Annotated in this window: 25 protein-coding genes; 21 read left to right on the top strand and 4 right to left on the bottom strand. The window is 66.2% G+C overall.

Annotation, left to right across the window (positions count from 1 at the left end; translation table 11 throughout):
• Nucleotides 1–52 precede the first annotated feature (52 nt).
• The 11 genes from Q352_RS0106385 (at nt 53) to Q352_RS0106335 (ending at nt 11,288) form a co-directional block, all read left to right on the top strand.
• Nucleotides 53–877: a MetQ/NlpA family ABC transporter substrate-binding protein gene (locus tag Q352_RS0106385; RefSeq protein ID WP_028498626.1), complete on the top strand. Its 825-nt coding sequence runs from the start codon at nt 53–55 to the stop codon at nt 875–877.
• A 10-nt stretch (nt 878–887) separates the two neighbouring features.
• Nucleotides 888–2,012: a methionine ABC transporter ATP-binding protein gene (locus Q352_RS0106380; RefSeq protein WP_051528723.1), complete on the top strand. Its 1,125-nt coding sequence runs from the start codon at nt 888–890 to the stop codon at nt 2,010–2,012.
• Nucleotides 2,005–2,649, top strand: coding sequence for a methionine ABC transporter permease (locus tag Q352_RS0106375; protein ID WP_028498624.1), 645 nt, complete (start codon nt 2,005–2,007; stop codon nt 2,647–2,649). The genes Q352_RS0106380 and Q352_RS0106375 overlap by 8 nt, the downstream gene beginning before the upstream one ends.
• Nucleotides 2,650–2,709: 60 nt before the next feature.
• Entirely contained in the window at nt 2,710–3,963 is a 1,254-nt protein-coding gene (locus Q352_RS0106370; RefSeq protein WP_028498623.1) for an SfnB family sulfur acquisition oxidoreductase, read from the top strand.
• Nucleotides 3,964–3,979: 16 nt separating this feature from the next.
• Nucleotides 3,980–5,212, top strand: a complete 1,233-nt coding sequence (locus tag Q352_RS0106365; RefSeq protein ID WP_028498622.1) for an SfnB family sulfur acquisition oxidoreductase — start codon at nt 3,980–3,982, stop codon at nt 5,210–5,212.
• Entirely contained in the window at nt 5,212–6,567 is a 1,356-nt protein-coding gene (locus Q352_RS0106360) for an LLM class flavin-dependent oxidoreductase (protein WP_028498621.1), read from the top strand. The genes Q352_RS0106365 and Q352_RS0106360 overlap by 1 nt, the downstream gene beginning before the upstream one ends.
• Before the next feature lie 364 nt (nt 6,568–6,931).
• Nucleotides 6,932–7,906, top strand: coding sequence for a quinone oxidoreductase family protein (locus tag Q352_RS0106355; protein WP_028498620.1), 975 nt, complete (start codon nt 6,932–6,934; stop codon nt 7,904–7,906).
• A 132-nt stretch (nt 7,907–8,038) separates the two neighbouring features.
• Nucleotides 8,039–8,821: a serine O-acetyltransferase gene (gene cysE / locus Q352_RS0106350; RefSeq protein WP_028498619.1), complete on the top strand. Its 783-nt coding sequence runs from the start codon at nt 8,039–8,041 to the stop codon at nt 8,819–8,821.
• A gap of 195 nt (nt 8,822–9,016) precedes the next feature.
• On the top strand, nt 9,017–9,589 hold the full coding sequence (locus Q352_RS0106345; RefSeq protein WP_233495170.1) for a DUF6088 family protein: 573 nt from the start codon (nt 9,017–9,019) through the stop codon (nt 9,587–9,589).
• Nucleotides 9,582–10,622, top strand: a complete 1,041-nt coding sequence (locus Q352_RS0106340; protein ID WP_028498617.1) for a nucleotidyl transferase AbiEii/AbiGii toxin family protein — start codon at nt 9,582–9,584, stop codon at nt 10,620–10,622. The genes Q352_RS0106345 and Q352_RS0106340 overlap by 8 nt, the downstream gene beginning before the upstream one ends.
• 87 nt (nt 10,623–10,709) lie before the next feature.
• Nucleotides 10,710–11,288, top strand: a complete 579-nt coding sequence (locus Q352_RS0106335; RefSeq protein WP_036385487.1) for a YqiA/YcfP family alpha/beta fold hydrolase — start codon at nt 10,710–10,712, stop codon at nt 11,286–11,288.
• 3 nt (nt 11,289–11,291) lie between these two features.
• On the opposite strand, the gene Q352_RS0106330 is transcribed toward Q352_RS0106335, so the two are convergent.
• The 3 genes from Q352_RS0106330 to Q352_RS0106320 all read right to left on the bottom strand — a co-directional run bounded on the left by Q352_RS0106330 (nt 11,292) and on the right by Q352_RS0106320 (nt 14,986).
• Nucleotides 11,292–12,653, bottom strand: a complete 1,362-nt coding sequence (locus tag Q352_RS0106330) for a sodium-dependent transporter (protein WP_028498615.1) — start codon at nt 12,651–12,653, stop codon at nt 11,292–11,294.
• Nucleotides 12,654–12,788: 135 nt separating this feature from the next.
• A complete protein-coding gene (gene rng / locus Q352_RS0106325; protein ID WP_028498614.1) occupies nt 12,789–14,312 on the bottom strand; it encodes a ribonuclease G in 1,524 nt (507 codons plus the stop codon).
• Nucleotides 14,313–14,386: 74 nt separating this feature from the next.
• On the bottom strand, nt 14,387–14,986 hold the full coding sequence (locus tag Q352_RS0106320) for a Maf family protein (RefSeq protein WP_028498613.1): 600 nt from the start codon (nt 14,984–14,986) through the stop codon (nt 14,387–14,389).
• A 221-nt stretch (nt 14,987–15,207) separates the two neighbouring features.
• Between Q352_RS0106320 and Q352_RS0106315 the strand changes: the two genes are divergently transcribed.
• Entirely contained in the window at nt 15,208–15,597 is a 390-nt protein-coding gene (locus Q352_RS0106315; protein ID WP_199489719.1) for a VOC family protein, read from the top strand.
• Between the two features lies 1 nt (nt 15,598).
• Here Q352_RS0106315 and Q352_RS0106310 read toward each other — a convergent pair whose 3' ends face one another.
• On the bottom strand, nt 15,599–16,054 hold the full coding sequence (locus Q352_RS0106310; protein ID WP_051528722.1) for a GNAT family N-acetyltransferase: 456 nt from the start codon (nt 16,052–16,054) through the stop codon (nt 15,599–15,601).
• A gap of 147 nt (nt 16,055–16,201) precedes the next feature.
• On the opposite strand from Q352_RS0106310, the gene parC reads away from it, so the two are divergent.
• From parC to Q352_RS0106265, 9 genes are all read left to right on the top strand, one after another.
• Nucleotides 16,202–18,532, top strand: a complete 2,331-nt coding sequence (gene parC, locus Q352_RS0106305) for a DNA topoisomerase IV subunit A (protein ID WP_036385485.1) — start codon at nt 16,202–16,204, stop codon at nt 18,530–18,532.
• 107 nt (nt 18,533–18,639) lie between these two features.
• Nucleotides 18,640–19,101 carry a cupin domain-containing protein gene (locus tag Q352_RS20060; RefSeq protein ID WP_107888917.1) on the top strand — a complete coding sequence of 154 codons (462 nt, stop codon included), beginning with the start codon at nt 18,640–18,642 and terminating at the stop codon, nt 19,099–19,101.
• A 64-nt stretch (nt 19,102–19,165) separates the two neighbouring features.
• On the top strand, nt 19,166–19,546 hold the full coding sequence (crcB, locus tag Q352_RS0106295; protein WP_028498609.1) for a fluoride efflux transporter CrcB: 381 nt from the start codon (nt 19,166–19,168) through the stop codon (nt 19,544–19,546).
• A gap of 78 nt (nt 19,547–19,624) precedes the next feature.
• On the top strand, nt 19,625–20,470 hold the full coding sequence (locus tag Q352_RS0106290; RefSeq protein WP_028498608.1) for a sulfurtransferase: 846 nt from the start codon (nt 19,625–19,627) through the stop codon (nt 20,468–20,470).
• 146 nt (nt 20,471–20,616) lie between these two features.
• Nucleotides 20,617–21,618 carry a sulfate ABC transporter substrate-binding protein gene (locus Q352_RS0106285; protein WP_028498607.1) on the top strand — a complete coding sequence of 334 codons (1,002 nt, stop codon included), beginning with the start codon at nt 20,617–20,619 and terminating at the stop codon, nt 21,616–21,618.
• Between the two features lie 13 nt (nt 21,619–21,631).
• Nucleotides 21,632–22,456, top strand: coding sequence for an EAL domain-containing protein (locus tag Q352_RS20055; protein ID WP_051528720.1), 825 nt, complete (start codon nt 21,632–21,634; stop codon nt 22,454–22,456).
• A 26-nt stretch (nt 22,457–22,482) separates the two neighbouring features.
• Nucleotides 22,483–23,313 carry a sulfate ABC transporter permease subunit CysT gene (gene cysT / locus Q352_RS0106275; RefSeq protein WP_028498606.1) on the top strand — a complete coding sequence of 277 codons (831 nt, stop codon included), beginning with the start codon at nt 22,483–22,485 and terminating at the stop codon, nt 23,311–23,313.
• A gap of 12 nt (nt 23,314–23,325) precedes the next feature.
• The gene (gene cysW / locus Q352_RS0106270; RefSeq protein ID WP_028498605.1) at nt 23,326–24,216 is read left to right on the top strand and encodes a sulfate ABC transporter permease subunit CysW; all 891 of its coding nucleotides are present in this window, start codon (nt 23,326–23,328) and stop codon (nt 24,214–24,216) included.
• A 26-nt stretch (nt 24,217–24,242) separates the two neighbouring features.
• The gene (locus tag Q352_RS0106265) at nt 24,243–25,304 is read left to right on the top strand and encodes a sulfate/molybdate ABC transporter ATP-binding protein (RefSeq protein ID WP_028498604.1); all 1,062 of its coding nucleotides are present in this window, start codon (nt 24,243–24,245) and stop codon (nt 25,302–25,304) included.
• Nucleotides 25,305–25,308 lie beyond the last annotated feature (4 nt).

Genomic DNA, 25,308 nt, shown 5'->3' with positions numbered 1-25,308 from the left:
CGGCGGGCAACCTGATGCCAGGCCCTGAACAGGCCTTTGCGGGAGTCGCTACATGAACAGCAGAACTGCAGGAAACCGGGCCGCGCCGACGCGGACGTGGCTGGGCGCCGTACTGGCGCTGACCCTGATGCTGCCACTGGCGGGACAGGCGAAAGACGCGCCGATCCGGCTCGGCGTGACGCCGACGCCGCAGGTCGAATCGCTGCGGATTGCGGCGCGCGAGGCCAAAGCACAGGGGCTGGAGGTCGAACTGGTCGAGTTCAACGACTGGAATACCCCGAATGCCGCACTCGCCAACGGTGATATCGACGTCAACTATTTCCAGCACATCCCGTTCCTGGAAAACGCGAAGAAACAGGGCGGCTACCGGCTGGTCGCCATCGCCCCGGGCACGCTGACCCAGATCGGGCTGTACTCGAACAAGTACAAATCGTTCAGCCAGATCCCGACCGGCGGCACGGTGGCGATTGCCAGCGACCCGGTCAACGGCGGCCGCGGGCTGCTGATGCTGCAGAAGTCCGGCCTGATCCGGCTGAAGCCCGGCGTCAGCTACAACGCCAGCGTGCAGGACATCGTCAGCAATCCGAAGAAGCTGAAAATCATCGCGCTGGAAGCGACCCAGCTGGCACGCTCGCTCGACGATGTCGACCTGGCCCAGGGCTACCCGATCTTCCTGAAGCTTGCCGGCCGCAATCCGGACAATGCACTGCTGTTCGACGGCATCGACAACAAGCTGTACGCACTGCAGTTCGTGGTGCAGCCGAAGGATGCGAACAACCCGCGCATCCGCAAGTTCATCGACATCTACCAGCACTCGAAGGCCGTGCGCGCGTCGCTGGATCAGGTGTTCGGCAAGCTGTACGTACCGGCCTGGTAAGGGAGACGTCATGACTTCGCTGACCGATCTGCCGCCGGACCTGCATGCGCTGCTGCAGCCGGCACAGGCCGAAGCCGCCTCGACGGCACGGGTGGCGTTCGAGCATGTCGGCCGCCGCTTCGATACGCCGGCCGGTGCGGTCGACGCGCTGCACGATATCGACTTCACCATTCATGCCGGCGAAATCTTCGGCATCATCGGCCGCAGCGGTGCCGGCAAGTCGACGCTGGTGCGGACCATCAACCAGCTGGAACGGCCGACGTCCGGCCGGGTGCTGGTCAATGGCGTCGACCTGGCCACGCTGGGCGAGGATGCACTGGCGCAGGCACGTCGGCGCATCGGCATGATCTTCCAGCATTTCAATCTGCTGTCGTCCGGCACAGTGGCCGAGAACATCGGCCTGCCGCTGCGTATCGCCGGCGTGCCGAAGCGCGATATCGCGGCGCGGGTCGACAGCCTGCTGGAACTGGTCGGCCTCAGCGCCAGGCGCGATGCCTACCCGGCCACGCTGTCCGGCGGGCAGAAACAGCGGGTCGGCATTGCCCGCGCGCTGGTCCACGACCCGGACATCCTGCTGTGCGACGAGGCGACCTCGGCGCTTGATCCGGAAACCACCCACTCGATCCTGGCCCTGCTGCGCGACATCAACCGCCGGCTCGGGCTGACCGTGGTGCTGATCACCCACGAAATGGAAGTCATCCGCGAGGTGTGCGACCGGGTCGCGGTGCTGGAAAAAGGCCGGGTGGTCGAGCTGGGGCCTGTGTGGCGCGTCTTCGGCGCGCCGCAGGCGGAGGCCACCGACGCCCTGCTGCGCCCGCTGGCGCACGACCTGCCGGATGACCTGCGCGATCGCATCACTGCCACGCCGTCCGCCGTCGATGACGATCTGCTGCTCGATGTCCGGCTGGATGGCGCCAGCGGCGACGATCCTGACCTGGCTCGCGTCGCCGCCGCCCTCGGCCGGCGGGTTCGGCTGCTGCACGGCGGGATCGAACGCATCCAGGGCCGGCCACTGGGCCGGCTGGTGCTGGCGCTGGACCCGGCCGGCCTGTCCTCACCGGCGTCGGCACTGGCCGCGAGCCTCGGGCTCGGCGCGGAGCGCGTGCGCGTTCTCGGATACCTGAATCATGCTTGAACTCTATCTGGAAGCTTTCTGGCAGACCCTGCAGATGGTCGGGGTGTCGGCACTGGTGTCCGGTGTGCTCGGCATCGTACTGGCACTGGTGCTGGTGACCACCGGCCCCGGCGACCTGTACCCGTCCCGGGGGCTGAACCGGGTGATCGGCACCGTGGTCAATGTGTTCCGTTCCATTCCGTTCATCATCTTGCTGGTGGTGCTGCTGCCGTTCACCCGATTGCTGGTTGGCACCACCATTGGCGTGTGGGCGGCGGCGGTGCCGCTGTCGGTGGCCGGCATTCCGTTCTTCGCCCGCATTGCCGAAGTCAGTCTGCGCGAGGTCGACCGCGGCCTGATCGAGGCCGTGCAGGCGATGGGTGGCAAGCGCCTGCACGTGATCCGCCATGTGCTGCTGCCGGAGGCCCTGCCCGGCATCGTCAGCGGCCTGACCATCACGCTGGTGGCGATGATCGGCTCATCGGCCATGGCTGGTGCGGTCGGCGCCGGCGGACTCGGCGATCTGGCCATCCGCTACGGCTACCAGCGCTTCGACAGCGAGGTGATGTTCTCGGTGCTGGCCGGTCTGGTCGCCCTGGTCTGCCTGGTCCAGGCCAGCGGCGATTTCTGGGCCCGGCGGCTGAATCATCGGCTGTAACGACTTCTTTCCTTCCCTGACATCCTGCGCCGCCGTCACGGTGGCGCCCGAGGAACTCCCATGTCCGTACCGCTTCATCCCCCCGTTCCCGGCGTCGTCTCGACCCGACTGCCGACCGTGCCGGACCCCGCCGGCGTTCACCGCATCACCAGCGATGCCGAGGCGATCGAGGTCGCCCGTGCGCTGGCCGCCGTCTTCGCCGATGGCGCTTCCGACCGCGACCGTCACCGCCGGCTGCCGTGGGAGGAACTCGACCGCTACTCGGCCAGCGGGCTGGGCGGCATCACCGTGCCGCGCGAATACGGCGGGGCGGCGGTGTCGCATGTGACGCTGGCCGAGGTGTTCCGCATCCTGTGCGCCGCCGATCCGGCACTGGGCCAGATCCCGCAGAACCAGTTCGGCGTACTCGCCGTGGTGGCCGAGCTGGCCAGCGACGCGCAGAAGCGGCGGATCTACGCCGACGTGCTGGCCGGCAAGCGGCTCGGCAATGCCGGTCCGGAGCGTGGCACCCGGACCATCGCGGTCCAGACCACGCGCCTGAGCCGGACCCCGCTCGGTTTGCGGCTCAGCGGCACGCGTGCCTACTCGACCGGCGCCCTGTTCGCGCACTGGATTCCGACCCGGGCGCTGGACGACGACGACCGGCCGATTCTGGTGCTGGTGCCGCGCGAACGCGCCGGCGTCAGCGTGATCGACGACTGGTCGGCCTTCGGCCAGCGCACCACCGCCAGTGGCACCGTGGTGTTCGATGGCGTGGCCATCGACGACGAGCTGGTGCTGCCGGCCTGGCAGCTGGCCGACCGGCCGGGCCTGACCGGGCCGGTGTCGCAACTGATCCAGGCCGCCATCGACGCCGGCATTGCCCATGCGGCGCTGGAGGATGCCAAGACCTTCGTGCGCGAGCATTCGCGGCCGTGGGTGGATGCCAGTGTGGCGCGCGCCAGCGACGACCCGCACCTGATTCATGACGTCGGCCGGCTGACCATCGACCTGCATGCGGCCGAGGCGCTGCTGGCCGATGCCGGCGAAACCCTGGACCGGATCGCGGCCGGCCCGGTGACGGCCGACAGCAGCGCCCGCGCCTCGGTCGCTGTGGCCGAAGCCAAGATCCTGACCACCGAAATCGCGCTGGCCGCCAGTGAAAAGCTGTTCGAGCTGGCCGGCTCGGCCGCGTCGCGCAGCACGCACAACCTCGACCGGCACTGGCGCAACGCCCGCACTCACACGCTGCACGACCCGGTGCGCTGGAAATACCACCTGGTCGGCAATTACTACCTGAACCGGGCACTGCCTGCCCGTCATCAATGGAACTAAGGCGAGGGCTCACGACATGACACACACTGCATCCCTCCAGACGCCGCTGCAGCCGGCTCCGGCCCCGCTGACACCCGCGCAACGGATTCGCGACGATGCCGAGGCGGTGGCGGTCGCCATCGAACTGGCCAGCGTTTTCGCCGTCGGCGCATCCGATCGCGACCGTGACCGGCTGCTGCCGTGGAATGAACTCGAACGCTTTTCCCGCAGCGGGTTGTGGGGCATTACCGTGCCGCGCGAATACGGCGGCGCCGGTGTCTCCAGCGTGACGCTGGCCGAGGTAGTGGCCACCCTGTCTGCCGCCGACGGCTCGCTGGCGCAGATTCCGCAGAACCATTACTACGCGCTGGAAGTGCTGCGCGTCGGCGGCAGTGAGGCGCAGAAGCGCTTTTTCTACCAGCAGGCGCTGGCCGGCTACCGCTTCGGCAATGCGCTGGCCGAAATCGGCCACAAGGATTTCCGCCGCCGCACCCGGCTGATCGCCGACGGTGACGGTTTCCGCGTCGACGGACGGAAGTTCTATTGCACCGGGGCGCTGTACGCGCACTGGATTCCGACCCTGGTGGTCGCCGACGACGATACCCAGTACCTGGCCTTCGTGCCGCGCGAGGCGGATGGCGTGTCCATCGTCGACGACTGGGACGGTATCGGCCAGCGCGTGACCGGCAGCGGTTCGGTGGCTTTCGAGCAGGTGCGGGTCGAGGCCGACTGGGTGGTGCCGTTCTCGGCATCGTTCACCCGGCCGACGCCGATCGGGCCGTTCGCCCAGTTGCTGCATGCCGCCATCGATACCGGCACGGCGCGCGGCGCATGGGCGGCGACGCTGGACTTTGTCCGCACCCGCGCCCGGCCATGGATCGACGCCGGTGTCGATCGTGCCAGTGACGATCCGCTGGCCATCGTCCAGGTCGGCGACCTGGCCGTGCGCCTGCATGCGGCCGAGGCACTGCTGCGGCGCGGCGGCCGCTTCGTCGATGCGGCCCAGGCGCAGGCCAGCGACGACAGCGTGGCCGAAGCGTCGGTGGCGGTGGCCGAGGCGCGCGTGCTCAGCACCGAAATTGCGCTGAAGGCCGGCAACCGCCTGTTCGAGCTGTCCGGCACCGCGGCGACTTTCGGCGAGCACAACTACGACCGCTTCTGGCGCAACGCCCGCACCCACACGCTGCACGATCCGGTGCGCTGGAAATTCCACGCCGTCGGCAACTTCCACCTGAACGGCGCGCGTCCGCCGCGTCACGGAGCCCTGTAATGAGCAAGAAACAGTTGCTGATCAACGCGTTCAACATGAACTGCGTGGGGCATATCAATCACGGGCTGTGGACGCATCCGCGCGATGACTCGGTCGATTTCAATACGCTGGGCTACTGGACCCGGCTGGCGGCCACGCTGGAGCGCGGGCTGTTTGACGGCCTGTTTATCGCCGACATCATCGGTGTCTACGACGTGTACCAGCAGTCGGTCGACCTGACGCTGAAGGAATCGATCCAGCTGCCGGTCAACGATCCGCTGCTGCTGGTGCCGGCGATGGCCGCCGTGACGCAGCACCTGGGTTTTGGCGTGACCGCCAACCTGAGCTACGAACCGCCGTATCTGTTCGCCCGCCGCATGTCCACGCTCGACCACCTGACCGGCGGCCGCGCCGGCTGGAATATCGTCACCGGTTATCTGGACAGCGGCGCACGGGCGATGGGCCTGCCGGCCATGGATGCACACGACCAGCGCTACGAGCGTGCCGACGACTACCTCGAACTGCTGTACAAGCTGTGGGAGGGCAGCTGGGAGGACGGCGCGGTACGCCGCGACAAGGCGGCGCGGATCTATGCCGATCCGGCCCGGGTGCATCGCGTCCGGCACGAGGGACCGTTCTACCGGCTCGATGGCTATCACCTGTCCGAACCGTCGCGGCAACGCACGCCGGTACTGTTCCAGGCCGGCGCGTCCGACCGCGGCCAGCGCTTCTCCGCCCGTCACGCCGAAGGCATCTTTATCGCCGCGACCGACAAGGCGGAGACGCGCAAGCTGGTCGACAGCCTGCGCGCGCAGGCCGTCCGTGCCGGCCGCCGTGCCGAGGACCTGAAAATCTTCATCGGGGTGTCGGTGGTGGTCGGCAGGACCGCGCACGAGGCACAGCAGAAATTCGACGAGTACTGGCAGTACGCCAGCGCCGAGGCCGGGCTGGCCCACTTCGCCAGCAGCACCGGGGTCGACTTCGCCCGCTACGGGCTCGACGATCCGATCGACTACGGCAACAGCAACGCCATCGAGTCGGCTGCGCAGACCGCGCAGGCCAGCGCGCTGACCAGACGCAAGCTGCTGGAACGCTTCCGCCTCGGCAGCCGTTATCCGACCCTGGTCGGCGATGCGGCCAGCGTGGCCGACGAACTGGAATCCTGGCTGGAGGAAACCGGTATCGACGGCATCAACCTGACGCGGACGGTGACGCCGGAAAGCTACGAGGACTTTATCGAACTGGTAATCCCCGAACTGCAGCAGCGCGGCCGCTTCAAGACCGCGTATGCCGAAGGCAGCCTGCGCCACAAGCTGTTCGGTGACGGCGACCGGCTGCCGGCGCGGCATGTCGGGGCATCGTATCGGTGGGGGTGAGTCAAGGAGAAGGCCATCGCCTGGCCGTATGCAGGATGCGCAATACCCGTATTTGGGCATCAACGACGCCATAAATCAGTATGCAGCCTGGATGAATGACAAATTCCCGCGTTCCTTCGGCGGGTGGTCTCGGCGATCAAACTGTCCAGCAACAGCGCAGCGCGGGGATTGTCTGCTTCTCGGCATCGACGTGGATGACAACGGTCGTTTCGGACATGTTCAGCCCTCCTGCGCTGATCGCCCGCTTCAGTACAGGGCGTGCCCGGTGGCGAAGAAAACCGGCCGCCGGCGCGTGCGGCCGCACGACATGAAATTTGTCAGGCGCTACAATCGACAGGTCAACCCTATTGATTCGGAGTGCCCGATGAGTCATGCCATCCGCTTCCACACCGTGGGCGGCGCCGACGTGCTGCGCTGGGAAACCGTCGACGTGCCCGCGCCGGGCGCAGGCGAAGTCACCGTCCGGCACACTGCCATCGGGGTCAATTTCATTGATACCTATATCCGCAGCGGGCTGTACCCGGCCCCGCTGCCGTCCGGTCTCGGCACCGAGGCTGCCGGGGTGGTCGAGGCGATCGGCCCCGGCGTCGACGGTATCGCCATCGGCGACCGCGTCGGCTATGTCGGCGGGCCGCTCGGCGCCTACAGCGAGCGGCGCAACCTTGCCGCCGACAAGCTGGTCCCGCTGCCGGACGGCATCAGCGACGAGATCGCCGCCGCCAGCATGCTGGCCGGCATGACCGCCCGTTACCTGCTGAAGTGCACCCGGCCGGTCCGGCCTGGCGACACGCTGCTGTGGCATGCCGCCGCCGGCGGCGTCGGCCAGATCGCGGTGCAGTGGGCGAAGGCGCTCGGCGCGACCGTGATCGGCACCGTCGGTTCGGACGCCAAGGCCGACATCGCCCGCGCGCTCGGCGCCGGCCACGTCATCAATTACCGGCGCGAAAACTTCGCCGAGCGGGTGCGCGACATCACTGGCGGCCACGGGGTGCCGGTGGTGTTCGACTCGGTCGGCAAGGACACCTTCGCCGGCTCGATCGACAGTCTGGCGCTGCGCGGGATGCTGGTCAGCTTCGGCAATGCGTCCGGTGCGGTGCCGCCGTTCAGCCCATTGCTGCTGTCGCAGAAGGGCTCGCTGTACCTGACCCGGCCGACGCTCGGCCATTACACTGCCACCCGCGCCGAACTGCTGGAAACCGCCGCCGACCTGTTCGACGTGCTGCTGTCCGGCCAGGTCCGGGTCCAGCCCGGTCAGCGCTATGCGCTGAAGGACGCGGCGCAGGCGCACGCGGACCTGGAAGCGCGACTGACCACCGGTTCGACCATTCTGGTGCCCTGAACCACAGCCGATTGAATCCTGTCCCTTTTGCCCCCACGCTGGGGGAGACCCCGTTCACGCTCGTCTGTGGCGTTGACGGGGGTTCCGAACCCTCTGCCCCCGCCGGCCCGGCCGGTTTTTTCGGAGATAGTAGTGAGTTTTCAGCCCGACCCGCTCTGGCAATCCATCCGCGACGAGGTCGAACGCGCGGCCAGACAAGAACCGTTGCTGGCCAGTTTCCTGCACATGACCGTGCTGCGGCACGCGTGTTTCGAGGACATGCTGGCCTTCCACCTGTCGAGCAAGCTGGCGTGCAATGTCATGGACGGCCGGGCACTGTACGAGCTGCTGTGCGAAGGCTTCGATGCCGACCCGCATCTGGCCGATGCCGCCCGGGCCGACCTGACCGCCTGCTTTGACCGCGACCCGGCCTGCGACGCGTACTCGACGCCGCTGCTGTACTTCAAGGGCTATCACGCATTGCAGAGCTACCGGGTCACGCACTGGCTGTGGAATGCCGGCCGCGTGTCGCTGGCGCTGTTCCTGCAGAACCGGGTCTCGGAAAGCATGGGGGTCGACATCCATCCGGCCGCCCGTTTCGGCCGTGGCATCCTGCTCGACCACGCGACCGGCTTTGTCGCCGGCGAGACGGCGGTGGTTGGCGACAATGTGTCGATCCTGCAGGGCGTGACGCTCGGCGGGACCGGCAAGGAGTGCGGTGACCGCCACCCGAAGATCGGTGCCGGCGTGCTGCTTGGCGCTGGGGCCAAGGTGCTTGGCAATATCCGCATCGGCGAAGGCGTGAAGGTCGGTGCCGGCAGCGTGGTGCTGGATGACGTGCCGCCACACGTGACCGTGGCCGGCGTGCCGGCCCGCATCGTCGGCCAGTCGGCCGAGGACATGCCGGCGCTGGAGATGAATCACAAGCTGGGCTGAGGCCCTCTTCCTGGCGGGCCTGTGCTTCGTGCAGGCCCGTGCCGGATTGCCCGGTTATCCAGAACAGGCGTACCTTGCCATCCAGGGCCGCCAGACCGCTGTGCACGGGGCACGTTATTGCTTTCATGATGTCAGAAACTGGAGTACTGTTTCTGACAAATGAGGTGCCCTGTGAATACGTTGCCCGAAACCATCATGCAACAAGCCCGCTCTCTCCCCGAGGGGGGCGTCCTGTCGCCAAAGGCATTCCTGCACCTGGGCAGCCGGGCCGCCATTGACCAGGCGTTTTCCCGGCTGGCAAGGGCCGGCCGGCTGCTGCGCGTGGCCCGTGGTGCCTACGTTGCTCCTGTATCCAGCCGGTTCGGCGTGCGTGCACCTGCTCCTGAAAAGATCGTTCTGGCCCTGGCCACGCAAAGTGGCGAGATCGTCGTGCCGCATGGCGCCAGTGCTGCCAATGCGCTGGGGCTGACACAACAGGTGCCTGTCCGGGAGGTTTACCTGACGTCCGGCCGGACGCGCAAACTGGTGCTTGGTCGCTCGGAAGTGCTGGTCAAGCATGCTCCGCACTGGATGCTGGCCCTGGGCGCACGCCCGGCGGGCGCAGCGGTGCGTGCCCTGGCATGGATGGGGCAAACGCATGCCAGTGAGTCCCTGGCTTTACTGCATCGCACACTTTCCAGTACCGAGTGGCATGCCCTGACCACGGCACGGGCAACCTTGCCGGGCTGGATGGCGGCGGCCATCGGCCAGGAGGCAATGCGTGGCTGAACACTTTTTCAGCCTCAGCCAGGAAGACCGGCGTGAAGCGCTGGAACATGCCCGCGCCCGATCAGGCCGCCCGGCTCACCTGCTGGAAAAGGACATCTGGGTGGTCTGGGCGCTATGCGCTCTCTTCGACTCGCCCTCAGCAAGTGACCTGACCTTCAAGGGCGGTACTTCGCTCTCCAAGGTCTACAGGATTATCGACCGCTTCTCGGAAGACATCGACCTTACCTGCGACATCCGAAAGCTGATCCCGGATCTGCTTGCTCACCATGGAGAACTGCCGGCCAGCCGCAGCCAGGCCGACAAATGGACCAGGGCCGTCCGGGATCGCCTGCCCTGCTGGATCACAAAAGACATATTGCCCGTCCTTCAGCAAGCACGTGAGCGTGATCACCTTGACGTGCAGATCGAGCCCGGCGGCCAGGATAATGACAAACTGCTGCTGCGCTATCCTGCCTTGACGCAGGGTACGGGCTATGTGGCGCCGGTCGTCACGCTGGAGTTCGGCGGTCGTGCTACCGGAGAACCCCACCAGATACATCACGTTACCTGCGATATGGCCGAATGCCTGCCGGATCTCACCTTTCCGGTCGCTTTCCCGCAGGTGATGAGTGTCAGCCGGACCTTCTGGGAAAAGGCGACCGCAGCGCATGTGTTCTGCGCACAAGGGCGTATTCGAGGCGGACGGTATGCCCGGCATTGGCACGATCTGGCTGCGATTGCGCGAAGTTCCCATTTCACGGCAGCCATTGCCGATCATGAGGTGGCAATCGCTGTTGCCCGCCATAAATCGCACTTTTTTATTGAAAAAGATGCCAGCGGCCAGATCATTGACTATGTCGCAGCAGCTACAGGGAAGCTGAGCATCGTCCCCGAAAAAAACGCCCGGGCCGCTCTTGCCGAGGATTATGCGGCCATGCTTGCTGACGAGATCATGCTGGGCGACGCATTGCCTTTTGACGAGCTGCTAGAGGCATGCGCCGACCTGGAAGCAAAGGCAAACGAGGAAGCTTGCAAGCTCGCCAGCGGGAAATGAAAGCGCAGAAAAAAGCTGATGCAGGCGTCCGGGGTGGGAGCCGTTTTCCGCATGCCGTCGCCTCGCCGCTTGTGTATGCTTTACAGCATGAATACCCACATCCTCTACCTGCACGGCTTCCTGTCCAGCCCCGCGTCCGAAAAGGCGATGATGCTGGCCGGGCACATGGCTGACCGTGGACTCGGTCACCTGTTCCACGCCCCGCTGCTGCCGTCCGAACCGCTGGCGGCCATGCTGGCCATCGAAGCGGAGATTATCGACTTCGAGTTCGAGCCGTTCATCATGGTCGGGTCGAGCCTGGGCGGCTATCTGGCCCAGATCATGGCGGAGAAGTGGAATGCGCGCGCGGTGCTGGTCAATCCGGCCGCCTATCCGTACCGGCATGCGGATGAATATGTCGGCATCCACACCCACCATCACACCGGCGAGCAGGTCGTGGTGCGGCGCGAGTACTTCGACATCCTGCGCCAGGCGGAGCCTGCACGGGTCACGCCGTCGCGCTACTGGCTGCTGACATGCACCGGCGACGAAGTGCTCGACTACCGTGATGGCGTCGAGCGCTTCGCCGGTTGCCGCCAGACCCTGCTGGACGGCGGCGACCACAGTTTCCCGCAGTTCGGCGACTACCTGGACCAGATCCTCGCCTTCGCCGCCGAGGAAGGCTGACGGTCAGAAGTCCTTCAGCCCTTTCAGCATCACCAGGGCGATCAGCACCGGCGACACCCAGCGCAGCAGGAATACCACCACCCTGACCACGCCGGCATTGGCCAGCACGCCGCCGTTCGACAGCGCGTCGATGGTCTGGTTCTTGCCGAGCACCCAGCCGACGAAGATCGCCAGGCCGATGCCGCCCAGCGGCAGCATGATGTTCGAGCTGAGGAAGTCGTACAGGTCGAAGAAGGTCATGCCGAACGGCTTCACGTCGGCCAGCAGGCTGTGTGACAGCGCGGCGGTCGAGCCCAGCGCCGCCAGCAGCAGCACGCTGACCACCACGGCACGGATGCGCGACCAGCCGAACTTCTCGCTCAGCACGGCGACCGGGACTTCCAGCAGCGACAGCATCGCCCCGGTCGAGGCGATCGCGGTCAGCACGAAGAACACCACCAGGAACACGCTGCCACCCGGCATGTTGGCGAACACGGCCGGGATGGTGATGAACAGCAGCGACGGGCCGGCTTCCGGCTTGAAGCCCAGCGCGAACACGGCCGGGAAGATGGCGATGCCGGCGAGGATCGAGACGGTCAGGTCGGCCAGCATGACCCGGGTCGCGGTGGCCGGGATATTCTGGTCGTCACGGAAATAGCTGCCGTAGGTCATCATCGTGCCCATGCCGATCGACAGCTTGAAGAACGCCAGCCCCAGTGCGGTCAGCACGGTGGCGGTGGTGATCTTGGAGAAGTCCGGCGCGAACAGGAAGTGCAGACCGGCCATCGCGCCCGGCAGCGTCATGCTGCGGATGCCGATGGCGATCAGCAGCAGGAACAGCACCGGCATCAGCCGTTTGGTGACGGCTTCGATGCCCTTGGACACGCCCATCAGGATGATGGCACCGATAAACACCAGCACCGCCCATTGCCACAGCAGCGCCTCGAACGGGCTGTTGATCATGTGCTCGAACGCGGCGCCGGCCACGGCCGGGTCGGTCGTCAGCACATGGCCGGCCGCCGACTTGAATACGTAGGCGAACACCCAGCCGGCCACTTCGGAATAGAAAGCCAGGATCAGGAAGGCAGCAAGCCCGCCCATCGCCCCGATCAGCCACCACGGCTGTCCGCGCGGCGCGAGGCGTTCCAGCGTGGTCACGGCATTGGCCTTGGCGCGCCGGCCGAGCATGATTTCGACGATCATCACCGGCAGGCCGACCAGCAATGTCGCCAGCAGGTAGACGACCAGGAAGCTGGCGCCGCCATTGGCACCGGTCAGGTAGGGAAATTTCCAGATATTGCCGAGACCGACGGCCGAGCCGAGGGTCGCGGCCAGCACGCCGAACGAAGACGTGAAACCGTCGCGCTGAGTAGAGGGGGTAGACATACTGGTTGGCACAATCTGCGAGCGATCCGGGTCGCGAAGGCGCGATTGTGCTGAGATCGCGGCATGCCGGCAAGAATCTGGCGCAAGGAAACGTGAAATTTTCGCCGGACGGCGCCATTCGCGCCGCGCCGACGCTCAGTTCGACATCAGGACCACGTCGAATTGTTCCTGAGGATACTCGGTTTCCACCTGCAGCGTGACCGGCTTGCCGACGAAATCGGCCAGCATGGCGAGGCTTTGCGACTCCTCGTCGAGGAACAGGTCGATGACCGGCTGGGCGGCGAGAATGCGGAAGCCGCGGGCCGAGAACTGGCGGTTTTCCCGCACCACCTCGCGCAGGATTTCATAGCACACCGTCTGCGCGGTCTTGATCTCGCCCCGGCCCTGGCAGGTCGGGCAGGATTCGCACAGCACGTGGGCAAGGCTTTCCCGCGTGCGCTTGCGGGTGATTTCGACCAGCCCGAGGCTGGTGAAGCCGTTCAGCGTGACCCGGGTGCGGTCGCGCGCCAGCGCACGCGCCAGTTCGGTCAGCACCGCTTCCCGGTGCTGCTCGCTGTCCATGTCGATAAAGTCGACGATGATGATGCCGCCCAGATTGCGCAGCCGCAGTTGCCGGGCGATGGCGTGGGTGGCTTCCAGATTGGTCTTGAAGATGGTGTCGTCAAAGCTCTTTACCCCGACGAAGCCGCCGGTGTTGACGTCGATGGTGGTCATCGCCTCGGTCTGGTCGATGATCAGGTAGCCGCCGAACTTCAGGTTCACCCGCCGCGACAGCGACTTGTCGATCTCGCTTTCGATGCCGTGCAGCTCGAACAGCGGTCGCTCTCCGGCATAGCGCTCGATCTTGCGCAGCGACTGCGACACGTACTGGGCGGCGAACTCGACCATGCGGCCATGGTTTTCCGTCGAGTCGACAACGACCTTCTCGGTGGCTTCGCTGACCATGTCGCGCAGCACGCGCAGCGATAGCGGCAGGTCCTGGTACAGCAGCGACTGCGCCGGCTGCGTTTCGGCCCGGGCGCGGATGTCGGTCCACAGCTTGCTCAGGTAGCCGATATCGGCCGCCAGTTCGTCGTCGCTGGCGGTTTCCGCGCTGGTGCGGATGATGTAGCCGCGCGGCGAGCCTTCCGGCAGCAGCGATTCCAGCCGGGTTTTCAGGCTGGTCCGGTCGGTTTCGGCTTCGATCTTCTGCGAAACGCCGATATGTTCTTCCTGCGGCAGGTGGACCAGGAAACGTCCGGCCAGGCTGACCTGGGTGCTGAGACGCGCGCCCTTGCTGCCGATCGGGTCCTTGATCACCTGCACCAGCACGGTCTGGCCTTCAAACAGCATCTTTTCGATGCGCTGCGGTTCGCTCGGGTGCTGGCGCTGCTCGAGAATGTCGGCGATATGCAGGAACGCCGCGCGTTCCAGACCGATCTCGATAAAGGCCGACTGCATGCCGGGCAGCACGCGCTTGACGCGGCCGAGATAGATATTGCCGACGATGCCGCGGCTGGCCTCGCGCTCGATGTGCAGTTCCTGCACCACATTGTCTTCCAGCACCGCCACGCGGGTTTCCTGCGGGGTGATGTTGACCAGGATCTTTTCCGCCAGTCGCATGCTGTCGCGCGTCGGCAGCGGAATCGGCTGTGAAGTGGGGTGGTCTTTCAACGACATGTCGGCCTCCGGCAATGGCAATCAGCTGCGTCCGCCGGATGCGGGCGGTCGCTGGAAATAAGGGAGCGGTGCGTTCAGGCCGCCAGCACGTCGATACCGAAGGTGGCCAGCAGACGTCCGGTTTCATGGACCGGCAGCCCCATCACCCCGGAATAGCTGCCTTCCAGATAGGCGACGAACAGTCCGGCCCGACCCTGGATGCCGTAGGCGCCGGCCTTGTCCATCGGCTCGCCGCTGGCGACGTAGGCGTCGATCTGCCGCTCGCTCAGCACCGAGAACGTGACCTTGCTGACCGAGGTGGCGACCTCGACCCGGCCGCCCAGCCGCACCGCCACCGAGGTGAACACCTCGTGCACCGTGCCCGACAGGCGGCGCAGCATCCTGCGCGCCTCGTCGGCATCGGCCGGCTTGCCGAAGATCTCGTCGCCGAGCGCCACCGTGGTGTCCGCCGCCAGCAGCGGCCGTGCCGGCAGGCCCTCGGCCTCGACCACCGCCCAGCCTGCTGCGGCCTTTTCCCGCGCCAGCCTCACCACGTACTCGCGCGGGCTTTCGCCGTAATGGCGCGACTCGTCGATGTCGGCGCGAATGCGCGCCGTCATCAGGCCGAGCTGATTGAGGATTTTCTTTCGTCGCGGGCTGGCGCTGGCGAGGTACAGAGTGTGCACGGCAGTCATGATGTCGGGGTGGGAAGCAGAACGCAGTTGGACAAGGAGATTACCACGCCGGGCGTTGCCGGGCCGGGGTGATACGCGCTGAAACGACGCTCGCGTGCCATTGCCGGCGCCGTCAGGCGTTGTCTGTGATCAAGGGGGGTGTGCGTTTGTCGCCGGCAAGGCAGAATGATGGCATATCAGCCTTTCTCCGGACCTCCGGGCAACTGGCAAGGAGCCGCATCATGAAGCTGGACCAACTGGACCATGTGGTTCTCACCGTCGCCGATATCGAGCAGACCTGCCGTTTCTATTCGATCGTACTGGGCATGGACATCGTTACCTTCGCCGAGCGGCGCAAGGGGCTCAGTTTCGGCACGCAGAAAATCGACCTGCACCTGCACGGGCACGAATTCGAACCCAAGGCGGACCATCCGCTGCCGGGCTCGGCCGATTTGTGTTTCCTGACCTCGGTGCCGATCCACGATGTCATCGCCCATCTCGACGCCTGCGGCGTGACGGTGGTGGAAGGCCCGGTCCATCGGACCGGGGCGACCGGCATGCTGCTGTCGGTGTACTTCCGCGATCCGGACAACAACCTGATCGAGGTCGCCAACCGCGACCCGTCGCTGTAAGTCAGGCCGGACGGCACATGTCCCGGTGCAGGATGCCGCCGTCGTCATAGGCGTCGCCCTGGTCGACGAAACCGAACTGGCGGTACAGGCCGATCTTGTCGACCTGTGCCGACAGCCACAGCGGCGTGCCCGGAAAGTGGCGGGCAGCAGTGTCGAGTGCAAGCTGCATCAGCTGTTTGCCCAGTCCCTGGCCCCGGCCGGCCGGGGCGATGACCACGCGACCGATGGCGACTTCGCCGTCGCGCTTGCTGCCGGGCGGCAACAGGCGTGCATAGGCCACCAGCGCGCCGCTGCCATCGCGACCGAGCAGGTGCAGCGCCGGGCGGTCGAGGCCGTCGAGGTCGCCGTAGATCGACGCCTGTTCGACGACGAATACCTGGTCGCGCAATTGCAGCAGGTCGTACAGGTTGTCGACGCCGAGTTGCGGAAAAGTCAGAACGGTCCAGTCAGTCTGCATGATCGTGCTTTCGTGCCAAGGCGGAAGAATCCGCCATGATAGTCGCCGGATCCCGGTCCGCGTACCCGGTCCATGACCTGCGGGCGCGACGGACCGGGTCGTAACCGATAGAATCCGCGACGAGATGAACTTCCTGACCGCATTGCGATGAACGATCTGTTCGAACCGGCCGGCACCGTCCCGCCGGCACCGCCGGCGCCGGTAGCCGACGAGGCCGCCGACCACCTGCCTCTCGACACCTACGCCGAGCGCGCCTACCTGGAATACGCGATGAGCGTGGTCAAGGGGCGTGCGCTGCCCGAAGTGGCCGACGGCCAGAAGCCGGTGCAGCGTCGCATCCTGTACGCGATGAAGGAAATGGGCCTGTCCACCGGCGCCAAGCCGGTCAAGTCGGCGCGCGTCGTCGGTGAAATCCTCGGCAAATACCACCCGCACGGCGACAGCTCGGCCTACGAGGCACTGGTGCGGATGGCGCAGGACTTCACGCTGCGCTACCCGCTGATCGACGGCCAGGGCAACTTCGGCAGCCGCGACGGCGACGGGGCTGCCGCGATGCGTTACACCGAGGCGCGGCTGACGCCGATCGCCGATCTGCTGCTGTCGGAAATCGACCAGGGCACGGTGGATTTCATCCCGAACTACGACGGCGCCTTCGAAGAACCGCAACTGCTGCCGGCGCGACTGCCGATGGTGCTGCTGAACGGCGCCTCCGGCATCGCCGTCGGGCTGGCGACGGAAATTCCGCCGCACAACCTGACCGAAGTCGCCGCCGCCGCCGTGGCGCTGCTGAAGCAGCCGGATCTGGATACCGCCGCGCTGATGGCCTACGTGCCGGGCCCGGACTTTCCGGGCGGCGGGCGCATCATCACCCCGCCGGAAGACATCCGCGCCGCCTATGAACACGGCCGCGGCTCGGTCCGCGTCCGCGCGTGCTGGGAGGTCGAGAAGCTGGCCCGCGGCCAGTGGCGGATCATCGTCGGCCAGCTGCCGCCGGGCAGCTCGGCGCAGAAAGTGCTGGCGGAGATCGAGGACGCGACCAATCCGAAGGTCAAGACCGGCAAGAAAACCCTGTCCCAGGACCAGCAGAACCTGAAGGCGCTGATGCTGAGCCAGCTCGACCGCGTGCGCGACGAGTCGGACAACAAGCATCCGGTGCGGCTGGTGTTCGAGCCGAAGTCCAGCCGGCAGAACCCGGATGACTTCATGACCCTGCTGCTGGCGCAGACCAGCATGGAACAGAACGTTTCGCTGAACCTGGTGATGATCGGGCTGGACGGCCGTCCGCGCCAGAAGGGGCTGCGTGCCATTCTGAGCGAGTGGCTGAGCTTCCGCGTCGATACCGTCACCCGCCGCCTGCGCCACCGGCTCGGCAAGGTCGACCAGCGCATCCACATTCTCGAAGGCCGGCTGCTGGTCTTCCTGCGCATCGATGAAGTGATCCACGTCATCCGCGAATCGGACGAGCCGAAGTCCGAACTGATGGCCGCATTCGGCCTCAGCGAGATCCAGGCCGAGGACATTCTCGAAATCCGCCTGCGTCAGCTGGCGCGGCTGGAAGGCTTCAAGCTGGAGAAGGAACTCGATGCGCTGCGCGAGGAAGGCGCGCGTCTGTCGCACCTGCTCGGCGACGAGGAGGCCAAGCGGGCACTGGTCATTGCCGAAATCGAGGCCGATGCGGCCAGGTACGGCGACAAGCGCCGCAGCCTGCTGCAGCCGGCGGAGAAGGCAGTACTGACCCAGACCGTGGCCGACGAGCCGATCACGCTGATCCTGTCGCGCAAGGGCTGGATCCGTGCCCGGGTCGGCCACAGCGTCGACCTGGAATCGCTGTCGTTCAAGGATGGCGACGGGCTGCATACCGTGGTCGAGACGCGCACGGTATGGCCGGTGGTGGTGCTGGACAGCCAGGGCCGCGCGTATACCGTGGATGCGGCCGAAGTGCCGACCGGCCGGGGCGACGGCGTGCCGGTCACGTCGCTGATCGAAGTGCAGGACGGGGCGCAGGTGGCCGAGCTGGTTGCCGCGCCGGAGGATGCCCGCTTCGTCATCGCCGGTTCCGGTGGCTATGGTTTTGTCGCCCGGATGGGCGACATGGTCAGCCGCAACAAGTCCGGCAAGGGCTTCCTGTCGCTGGACGGAAAGGAAACCCCGCTGCGGCCGCTGCCGCTGCCTGCCGCGACGCCTGCCGGCGCCCTGCTGGCGGTCGGGACCAGCGAGGCGCGGGTGCTGGCCTTCCCGCTGGCCGAGCTCAAGCCGCTGGCCAAGGGCCGTGGCCTGATGCTGGTACAGCTCGACGACGGCGAGACCACGACTGCCGTCGGCATCGTCAGCGGTGCCAAGGCGACGCTGACCGGCACGTTGCGGACCGGGCGCGAGGACAGCTTCAACATCATGCTGGCCGACTATATCGGCAAGCGTGCGCGGCGCGGCAAGCTGCTGCCGAAGCGCTGGCAGATCAGCTCGATCCGGGACTGCTGACGACGGCTGATGCCGGTGGGCTGTGGCCTGCCGGCTTTTGTCGTTCCCGAGTGACGGCGATGGACTACAACGGATAAGTAGCCGATCAGCCGACGCGGGGACGACCGATGCGCGCAATATACTTGCTGGCCCTGCTGCCCATGCTGCCTCCGGCGCTGGCAGCGCTGCCGCCTGGCGTTATCGAACGTGCCGGCTCGGACGTGTCGTGGCGCATGGCGACCCGGGCGATGCCGAAGGGCGCGCTGGTCACGGCGCTGCAGGGCAACCCGGAGCGGGCCGGCACCTACTCGGTGTGGCTGATGCTGCCGGCCGGCTACCGGATCGGCCCGCACTGGCATTCGCTGGCGACCAATTTCGTCGTGCTGTCCGGCGGGCTGTATGTCGGTTACGGCAATACGGTCAAGGCCGGCGCCGCCGACGAGCATCGCAGCGGCGCCTATCTGTACCTGCCACCGGCCACCCACCACTATCTGTACACCCGGCAGATGACCGTGCTGCAGCTGTATGGCGACGGGCCGTTCGACATCCACTATCTCGATCTGGCCGACGACCCGCGACTGGGCAAGTGAGGCGGGGCTACCCGGCGCCGTCCTGGCGCGCTACCCTGCCGGTTTTATTTGCTAGCGCCTGCTCATGAGTCCCCTTGCCTTTCTCTATGTCGGCATCGGCGCCGCCGTCGGTGCCTGGTGTCGCTGGGTGTTGAGCCTGCTGCTCAATCCGCTGCTGGCCAGCCTGCCGCTCGGCACGCTGGCCGCCAACTGGATCGGCGCGCTGCTGATGGGCGTGATCATGGGGCTGTTCAGTCATTTCGGTGACTGGCCCGATGCGATGCGACTGGCGCTGACGACCGGTTTTCTCGGCGGTTTGACGACATTTTCAACATTTTCCGCGGAAATGTCGGGCTTTATTCTGGCCGGCCAATGGGCCAGCGTCATGATTGGCATCGGTCTGCACGTCTTCGGCTCCCTGCTGCTGACACTGACCGGTCTGTTGCTGGTGCGGGTGCTGGCATAGCGCGCACGACGGCATGCCGGCTTGCCAGCGGCGGGGGCAAGGGACTTTAATGGTCACACTGTGTAACGGAGTGTGACCATGTACCGAACACTGATTTCCGTGGACGAACTCGCGGTGTTGCCACCCGAATCCGTCCTGCTGATCGACTGCCGGCACCAACTGGCCGACCCCGATTACGGCCGCGGTGCCTATGCGGCCGGACACCTGCCCGATGCGCATCACCTGCACCTGGACTATCACCTGTCCGGACCGACCTCCGGCAGCAACGGCCGTCACCCGCTGCCGGACCGGCAACGGCTGGCAGTGGTATTCGGTGCGCTGGGACTGGCACCCGGCATCCAGTGCGTGGCCTATGACGACGCCGGCGGCATGTTTGCCGCGCGGCTGTGGTGGCTGGCGCAATGGCTGGGCCATCACGAGGTGGCCGTGCTCGATGGCGGTATCCAGGCCTGGACCGCCGCCGGCCATCCGCTGACCCGGGCGGAAGCCGGCTCGCACCCGCCGGTGCGTTTCCTGCCGCGCGATGGCGGCATGCGCACGGTGACGGCCGACGAGGTGCTGGCCAATATCGACCGGGCGCAGTTCCAGCTGGTCGATGCGCGCGGTGCCGACCGCTTCCGTGGCGAGAATGAAACCATCGACCCGGTCGGCGGGCATATTCCCGGTGCGATCAATCATCCGTTTGCCGGCAATCTGGCCAGCGACGGCCGCTTCAAGCCGGCGGCCGCGCTGCGTGACGAGTGGGAGACGCAGCTTGGCGGACGCCCGCCGCAGCAGGTCGTCCACCAGTGCGGTTCCGGCGTGACCGCCTGCCACAACCTGCTGTCGATGGAGTATGCGGGCCTGAACGGCAGCCGCCTGTATCCGGGCTCGTGGAGCGAATGGGTGGCCGCGCCGGGCCGGCCCTGCGCGACCGGCGCCTGAGCGCCGAAGCCCCCTGTTGCCGGGTCCGGACGGGGGGCTGGTTATTCTCAGACAATATAAAACTATCGCTAAACAGTATTTATTGTAATTAAGGCGAATTGCGTAAGCTCTCTGGCATTGTCCGAAATCAGCCCAGGAGTTGCCGCATGGTCAGCCGCCTTTTGTCCCGCCTCGTTGTCGCCGCCGCACTGGCCGGCAGCAGTGTTGCCGCCATCGCCGATGTCACGCTGCTGAACGTCAGCTACGACGTGATGCGCGACTTCTACAAGGACTACAACCCGGCATTCCAGAAGGCATACAAGGCCCGGACCGGCGAGACGGTCACCATCCAGCAGTCGCACGGCGGCTCCAGCAAGCAGGCGATGAGCGTGGTCAACGGCCTGGCGGCCGACGTGATCACCATGAACCAGGCACCGGACATCGACATCCTGGCCGAACGCGGCAAGCTGGTGCCGGACAACTGGCAGAAACGCCTGCCGGATCACGCCGCGCCGTTCAGCTCGACCATGATCTTCCTGGTGCGCAAGGGCAACCCGAAGCAGATCAGGGACTGGAACGATCTGGTCAAGCCGGGCGTGCAGGTCGTGATCCCGAACCCGAAGATTACCGGCAACGGCCGCTATACCTATCTGGCTGCCTGGGGCCAGGCGAAGCGCCACGGCGGTGATGCCGCCGCGCGCGACTACGTGAAGAAACTGTTCGCCAACGTGCCGGTGCTCGATGCCGGCGGCCGTGCCGCTACCACCACCTTCATGCAGCGCCAGATCGGTGACGTGCTGGTCACGTTCGAGAACGAGGCGGAAATGGTCGCGCGCGAATTCGGCCGCGGCAGCTTCGACGTTGTCTACCCGGCCGTGTCCATCCTGGCCGAAAGCCCGGTGTCGGTGGTCGACAAGGTGGTCGACAAGAAGGGCACCCGCAAGGAAGCCACCGCCTACCTGGAATACCTGTGGAGTCCGGAAGGTCAGGAAATCGCGGCGCAGAACTACCTGCGCCCGCGCAACAAGCAGGTGCTGGCCAGACATGCGGCCCAGTTCCCGGCGATCAGGACCTTTACCGTCGAGGAAACCTTCGGTTCGTGGAAGCGGGCGATGGACGTCCACTTCAAGGACGGTGGCGTGTTCGACCAGATCTACAGCAGCAAGTAAAAGGCGTTATCCGGTGGCCATCTCCGTCGATCTGCTCAATCTGCTGAACCAGCGCTTCGCCAGCGACGACACCCCGGTGTTCGTCGCCCGCCATGGCGTGGTGGAAGCGGACAGCAACGGTCTGCGTCTGACCAGTGCGTTCCAGCCCATCCTCCGCGCGACCGACAACAGCGTGCTGGGCTGGGAAGGACTGCTGCGGGCCTTCGACGAGCACGGCGCACCGCTGGCGCCGGAAGCAGCCTTCGACCGGCTCGGCGTCGGCGAGGCCATGGCGCGTTTCGACCGCATCTGCCGCAGCCTGCACCTGGCCAACTTCGTCGCCCAGCAGCCGAAGGACGCTTACCTGTTCCTGAATCTGCACCCGCGTCACCTGCAAAGCGTGTCCGGCGAGTACGGCCGGACCTTCGAGTGCATCGTGCGCGAGGCCGGTCTCGAACCGGGCCGCGTGGTGCTGGAGATCCTCGAACACGCGACGACGGACGAGGTGCGCCTGAGCCACGCAGTCAGCAACTTCAAGACCCGCGGTTTCCTGATCGCGCTGGACGACTTCGGCGGCGATGACAACGGGGTGTCGGAGCGGCGGCTGTTCAGCCTGCGTCCGCATATCGTCAAGCTTGACCGCCGGCTGCTTGACGGCAGCCGTGCCAGTCCGAGCTACCTGCTGCCGAAGCTGGTGCGGGTGGTCAACGGACTCGGCGCGCATGTCGTCGCCGAGGGCATCGAGACGGCGTCGCAGCGCGCGCTGGCCGAGGAAGCCGGCATTCCGTTCCTGCAGGGCTATCTGTTCGGGCGCCCGGCGCCGGGACTCGACGGCGCGGTGGACGCCCTGGCCGCCTGACTTCAACCTCTAGCCCGAGTACATACATGTCGTTCAAAAAACACAGTGTCCTGCCCGGCTTCGGCCTCGGTCTCGGCTACAGCCTGTTCTGGCTGTGCCTGATCGTGCTGCTGCCGATCGCCGCGCTGGTGCTGAAAACCACCGACCTGGGCCTGGCCGGCTTCTGGAGCACGGTCACCACCGACCGGGTGCTGGCCTCGCTGCGGCTGTCGTTCGGCGCCTCGCTGATTGCTGCCAGCATCAACGGCGTCATGGGCCTGCTGGTGGCGTGGGTGCTGGTCCGCTATCCGTTCCCCGGCAAGCGGATCATCGACGCCCTGGTCGACCTGCCGTTTGCGCTGCCGACTGCGGTGGCCGGCATCGCGCTGACCACCATCTATGCGCCCAATGGCTGGTTCGGCCAGTGGCTGGAGCCGCTCGGACTGAAAGTCGCGTTTACCCCGCTGGGCATCGTCGTGGCGCTGACCTTTATCGGCCTGCCGTTCGTGGTGCGGACCGTGCAGCCGGTGCTGGAGGATCTCGAGGCCGAACTGGAAGAGGCGGCGACCTGTCTCGGCGCCAGCCGGCTGCAGATCTTCACCCGGGTGATCCTGCCGACCATCCTGCCGGCGCTGCTGACCGGTTTTGCGCTGGCCTTTGCCCGCGCCACCGGCGAGTTCGGCTCGGTGATCTTCATTGCCGGCAATATTCCGATGGTGTCGGAAATCACGCCGCTGCTGATCATCGGCAAGCTCGAGCAGTACGACTATATCGGCGCGACCGCCATTGCCGTGGTGATGCTGGTCATTTCGTTCCTGATGCTGTTTTCCATCAACGGCATCCAGTGGTGGGCCAGCCGCCGCCACGCCGCGCGCTAACCGGAGAGAACCATGTCCAATTCCGCTTCGAAGCGCACCCGGGCCACGACCGAGCCGCTTGCCGTCCGCTGGGCACTGATCCTGCTTGCGCTGCTGTTCCTGACCCTGTTCCTGTTCGTGCCGCTGATCAGCGTGTTCTGGGAAGCGCTGTCCAGGGGCTGGGACCTGTACCTGGCCGCGCTGACCGACCCCGAAGCCGTCGACGCGATCAAGCTGACGCTGATCGCCGCGCTGATCTCGGTGCCGCTGAACCTGGTGTTCGGTGTCGCCGCTGCCTGGTCGATCGCCAAGTTCGAGTTTCGCGGCAAGAGCTTCCTGACCACGCTGATCGACCTGCCGTTCTCGATCAGCCCGGTGGTCGCCGGCCTGATCTACGTGCTGCTGTTCGGCGCGCAGGGCTGGCTGGGCCCGTGGCTGGCCGAGCACGACATCAAGATCATCTTCGCCGTGCCGGGCATCGTGCTCGCCACCGTGTTCGTCACCTTCCCGTTTGTCGCCCGCGAACTGATCCCGCTGATGCAGGCCCAGGGTACCGACGAGGAACAGGCGGCGATCGTGCTTGGCGCCTCGGGCTGGAAGACGTTCTGGAAGGTCACGCTGCCGAACATCAAGTGGGGTCTGCTGTACGGCGTGATCCTGACCAATGCCCGCGCGATGGGCGAGTTCGGTGCGGTGTCGGTGGTGTCCGGCCATATCCGCGGCGAAACCAACACCATCCCGCTGCATGTGGAGATTCTGTACAACGAATACAACTTCGTCGGCGCCTTCGCCTGCGCGTCCCTGCTGGCCCTGCTGGCCCTGGTCACGCTGGTGCTGAAGTCCATCGTCGAATGGCGCGCCACGCGCCAGCAAAGCGCGGACGTGCCGCTGGAAGCCCGCGCCCGTCTTGCCACCGCTCACTGAATTGAAAGAATGACGGGAAAGATCGCATGAGCATCGCCATCCGCCAGATCCAGAAGACATTCGGCGACTTCGTCGCCCTCGACAACGTCAACCTCGACATCGCCTCGGGCGAACTGCTCGCCCTGCTCGGGCCGTCCGGCTGTGGCAAGACCACGCTGCTGCGCATCGTCGCCGGCCTGGAAACGCCGGACAGCGGCCAGATCCTGTTCCATGGCGAGGATGCGACCGAACGCCATGTGCGCGAGCGCAAGGTCGGTTTCGTGTTCCAGCATTACGCGCTGTTCCGCCACATGACGGTGTTCGAGAATGTCGCCTTCGGCCTGTCGGTACGGCCGCGTGCGACCCGGCCGCCGAAGGAGGTGATCCGCGAGAAGGTCATGTCGCTGCTGAAACTGGTGCAGCTGGACTGGCTGGCCGACGCCTACCCGTCGCAGCTGTCCGGCGGCCAGCGGCAGCGGATCGCACTCGCCCGTTCGCTGGCGGTCGAGCCCAAGGTGCTGCTGCTCGACGAGCCGTTCGGCGCGCTCGACGCCAAGGTGCGCAAGGATCTGCGTCGCTGGCTGCGCCGCCTGCACGATGAAATGCACATCACCAGCGTGTTCGTGACCCATGACCAGGAAGAGGCGCTGGAAGTGTCCGACCGGGTGGTGGTGATGAACCACGGCCGCATCGAGCAGGTCGGCAGCCCGGCGTCGATCTATGACGATCCGGCCTCGCCGTTCGTCACCCAGTTCCTCGGCGACGTGAACCTGTTCCACGGCCGGGTCGAAGCCGGACGCGTGGCGATCGGCGACTACCAGCACAAGCTGGAAGACGCGACCCGCGATGGCGATGCGACCATCTACGTGCGGCCGCACGATCTTGAAGTCAGCCGCGACGAAGACCGCGCGCTGGCCAGCGGCACCGTCGAGCACATCCATGCAGTTGGCCCGGTGGTGCGGGTCGAGCTGAACAGCCTGAGCGGGCAGGTTATCGACGTGGCGCTGAACCGCGACGATTACCGCGCCCTTGGCCTGATGCTTGGTGACCAGGTGTTCGTCCGGCCGAAAAAAGTGGCGGTATTCGTCGACGAAGGCGCGAACATCTGAGTTG

The organism is Microvirgula aerodenitrificans DSM 15089, assembly GCF_000620105.1.
GTDB lineage: Bacteria > Pseudomonadota > Gammaproteobacteria > Burkholderiales > Aquaspirillaceae > Microvirgula > Microvirgula aerodenitrificans.
Note: the sequence above shows the minus strand (reverse complement) of the source record. Positions and strands in the feature narration are given on the sequence as shown.

What these genes read in the sequence shown, in the direction of transcription:
- Q352_RS0106385 (WP_028498626.1), top strand. Translation starts at nt 53, where the DNA reads ATGAACAGCAGAACTGCAGGAAACCGGGCCGCGCCGACGCGGACGTGG.
- Q352_RS0106380 (WP_051528723.1), top strand. Translation starts at nt 888, where the DNA reads ATGACTTCGCTGACCGATCTGCCGCCGGACCTGCATGCGCTGCTGCAG.
- Q352_RS0106375 (WP_028498624.1), top strand. Translation starts at nt 2,005, where the DNA reads ATGCTTGAACTCTATCTGGAAGCTTTCTGGCAGACCCTGCAGATGGTC.
- Q352_RS0106370 (WP_028498623.1), top strand. Translation starts at nt 2,710, where the DNA reads ATGTCCGTACCGCTTCATCCCCCCGTTCCCGGCGTCGTCTCGACCCGA.
- Q352_RS0106365 (WP_028498622.1), top strand. Translation starts at nt 3,980, where the DNA reads ATGACACACACTGCATCCCTCCAGACGCCGCTGCAGCCGGCTCCGGCC.
- Q352_RS0106360 (WP_028498621.1), top strand. Translation starts at nt 5,212, where the DNA reads ATGAGCAAGAAACAGTTGCTGATCAACGCGTTCAACATGAACTGCGTG.
- Q352_RS0106355 (WP_028498620.1), top strand. Translation starts at nt 6,932, where the DNA reads ATGAGTCATGCCATCCGCTTCCACACCGTGGGCGGCGCCGACGTGCTG.
- Q352_RS0106345 (WP_233495170.1), top strand. Translation starts at nt 9,017, where the DNA reads ATGCAACAAGCCCGCTCTCTCCCCGAGGGGGGCGTCCTGTCGCCAAAG.
- Q352_RS0106335 (WP_036385487.1), top strand. Translation starts at nt 10,710, where the DNA reads ATGAATACCCACATCCTCTACCTGCACGGCTTCCTGTCCAGCCCCGCG.
- Q352_RS0106330 (WP_028498615.1), bottom strand. Translation starts at nt 12,653, where the DNA reads ATGTCTACCCCCTCTACTCAGCGCGACGGTTTCACGTCTTCGTTCGGC.
- rng (WP_028498614.1), bottom strand. Translation starts at nt 14,312, where the DNA reads ATGTCGTTGAAAGACCACCCCACTTCACAGCCGATTCCGCTGCCGACG.
- Q352_RS0106320 (WP_028498613.1), bottom strand. Translation starts at nt 14,986, where the DNA reads ATGACTGCCGTGCACACTCTGTACCTCGCCAGCGCCAGCCCGCGACGA.
- Q352_RS0106315 (WP_199489719.1), top strand. Translation starts at nt 15,208, where the DNA reads ATGAAGCTGGACCAACTGGACCATGTGGTTCTCACCGTCGCCGATATC.
- Q352_RS0106310 (WP_051528722.1), bottom strand. Translation starts at nt 16,054, where the DNA reads ATGCAGACTGACTGGACCGTTCTGACTTTTCCGCAACTCGGCGTCGAC.
- parC (WP_036385485.1), top strand. Translation starts at nt 16,202, where the DNA reads ATGAACGATCTGTTCGAACCGGCCGGCACCGTCCCGCCGGCACCGCCG.
- Q352_RS20060 (WP_107888917.1), top strand. Translation starts at nt 18,640, where the DNA reads ATGCGCGCAATATACTTGCTGGCCCTGCTGCCCATGCTGCCTCCGGCG.
- crcB (WP_028498609.1), top strand. Translation starts at nt 19,166, where the DNA reads ATGAGTCCCCTTGCCTTTCTCTATGTCGGCATCGGCGCCGCCGTCGGT.
- Q352_RS0106290 (WP_028498608.1), top strand. Translation starts at nt 19,625, where the DNA reads ATGTACCGAACACTGATTTCCGTGGACGAACTCGCGGTGTTGCCACCC.
- Q352_RS0106285 (WP_028498607.1), top strand. Translation starts at nt 20,617, where the DNA reads ATGGTCAGCCGCCTTTTGTCCCGCCTCGTTGTCGCCGCCGCACTGGCC.
- cysT (WP_028498606.1), top strand. Translation starts at nt 22,483, where the DNA reads ATGTCGTTCAAAAAACACAGTGTCCTGCCCGGCTTCGGCCTCGGTCTC.
- cysW (WP_028498605.1), top strand. Translation starts at nt 23,326, where the DNA reads ATGTCCAATTCCGCTTCGAAGCGCACCCGGGCCACGACCGAGCCGCTT.
- Q352_RS0106265 (WP_028498604.1), top strand. Translation starts at nt 24,243, where the DNA reads ATGAGCATCGCCATCCGCCAGATCCAGAAGACATTCGGCGACTTCGTC.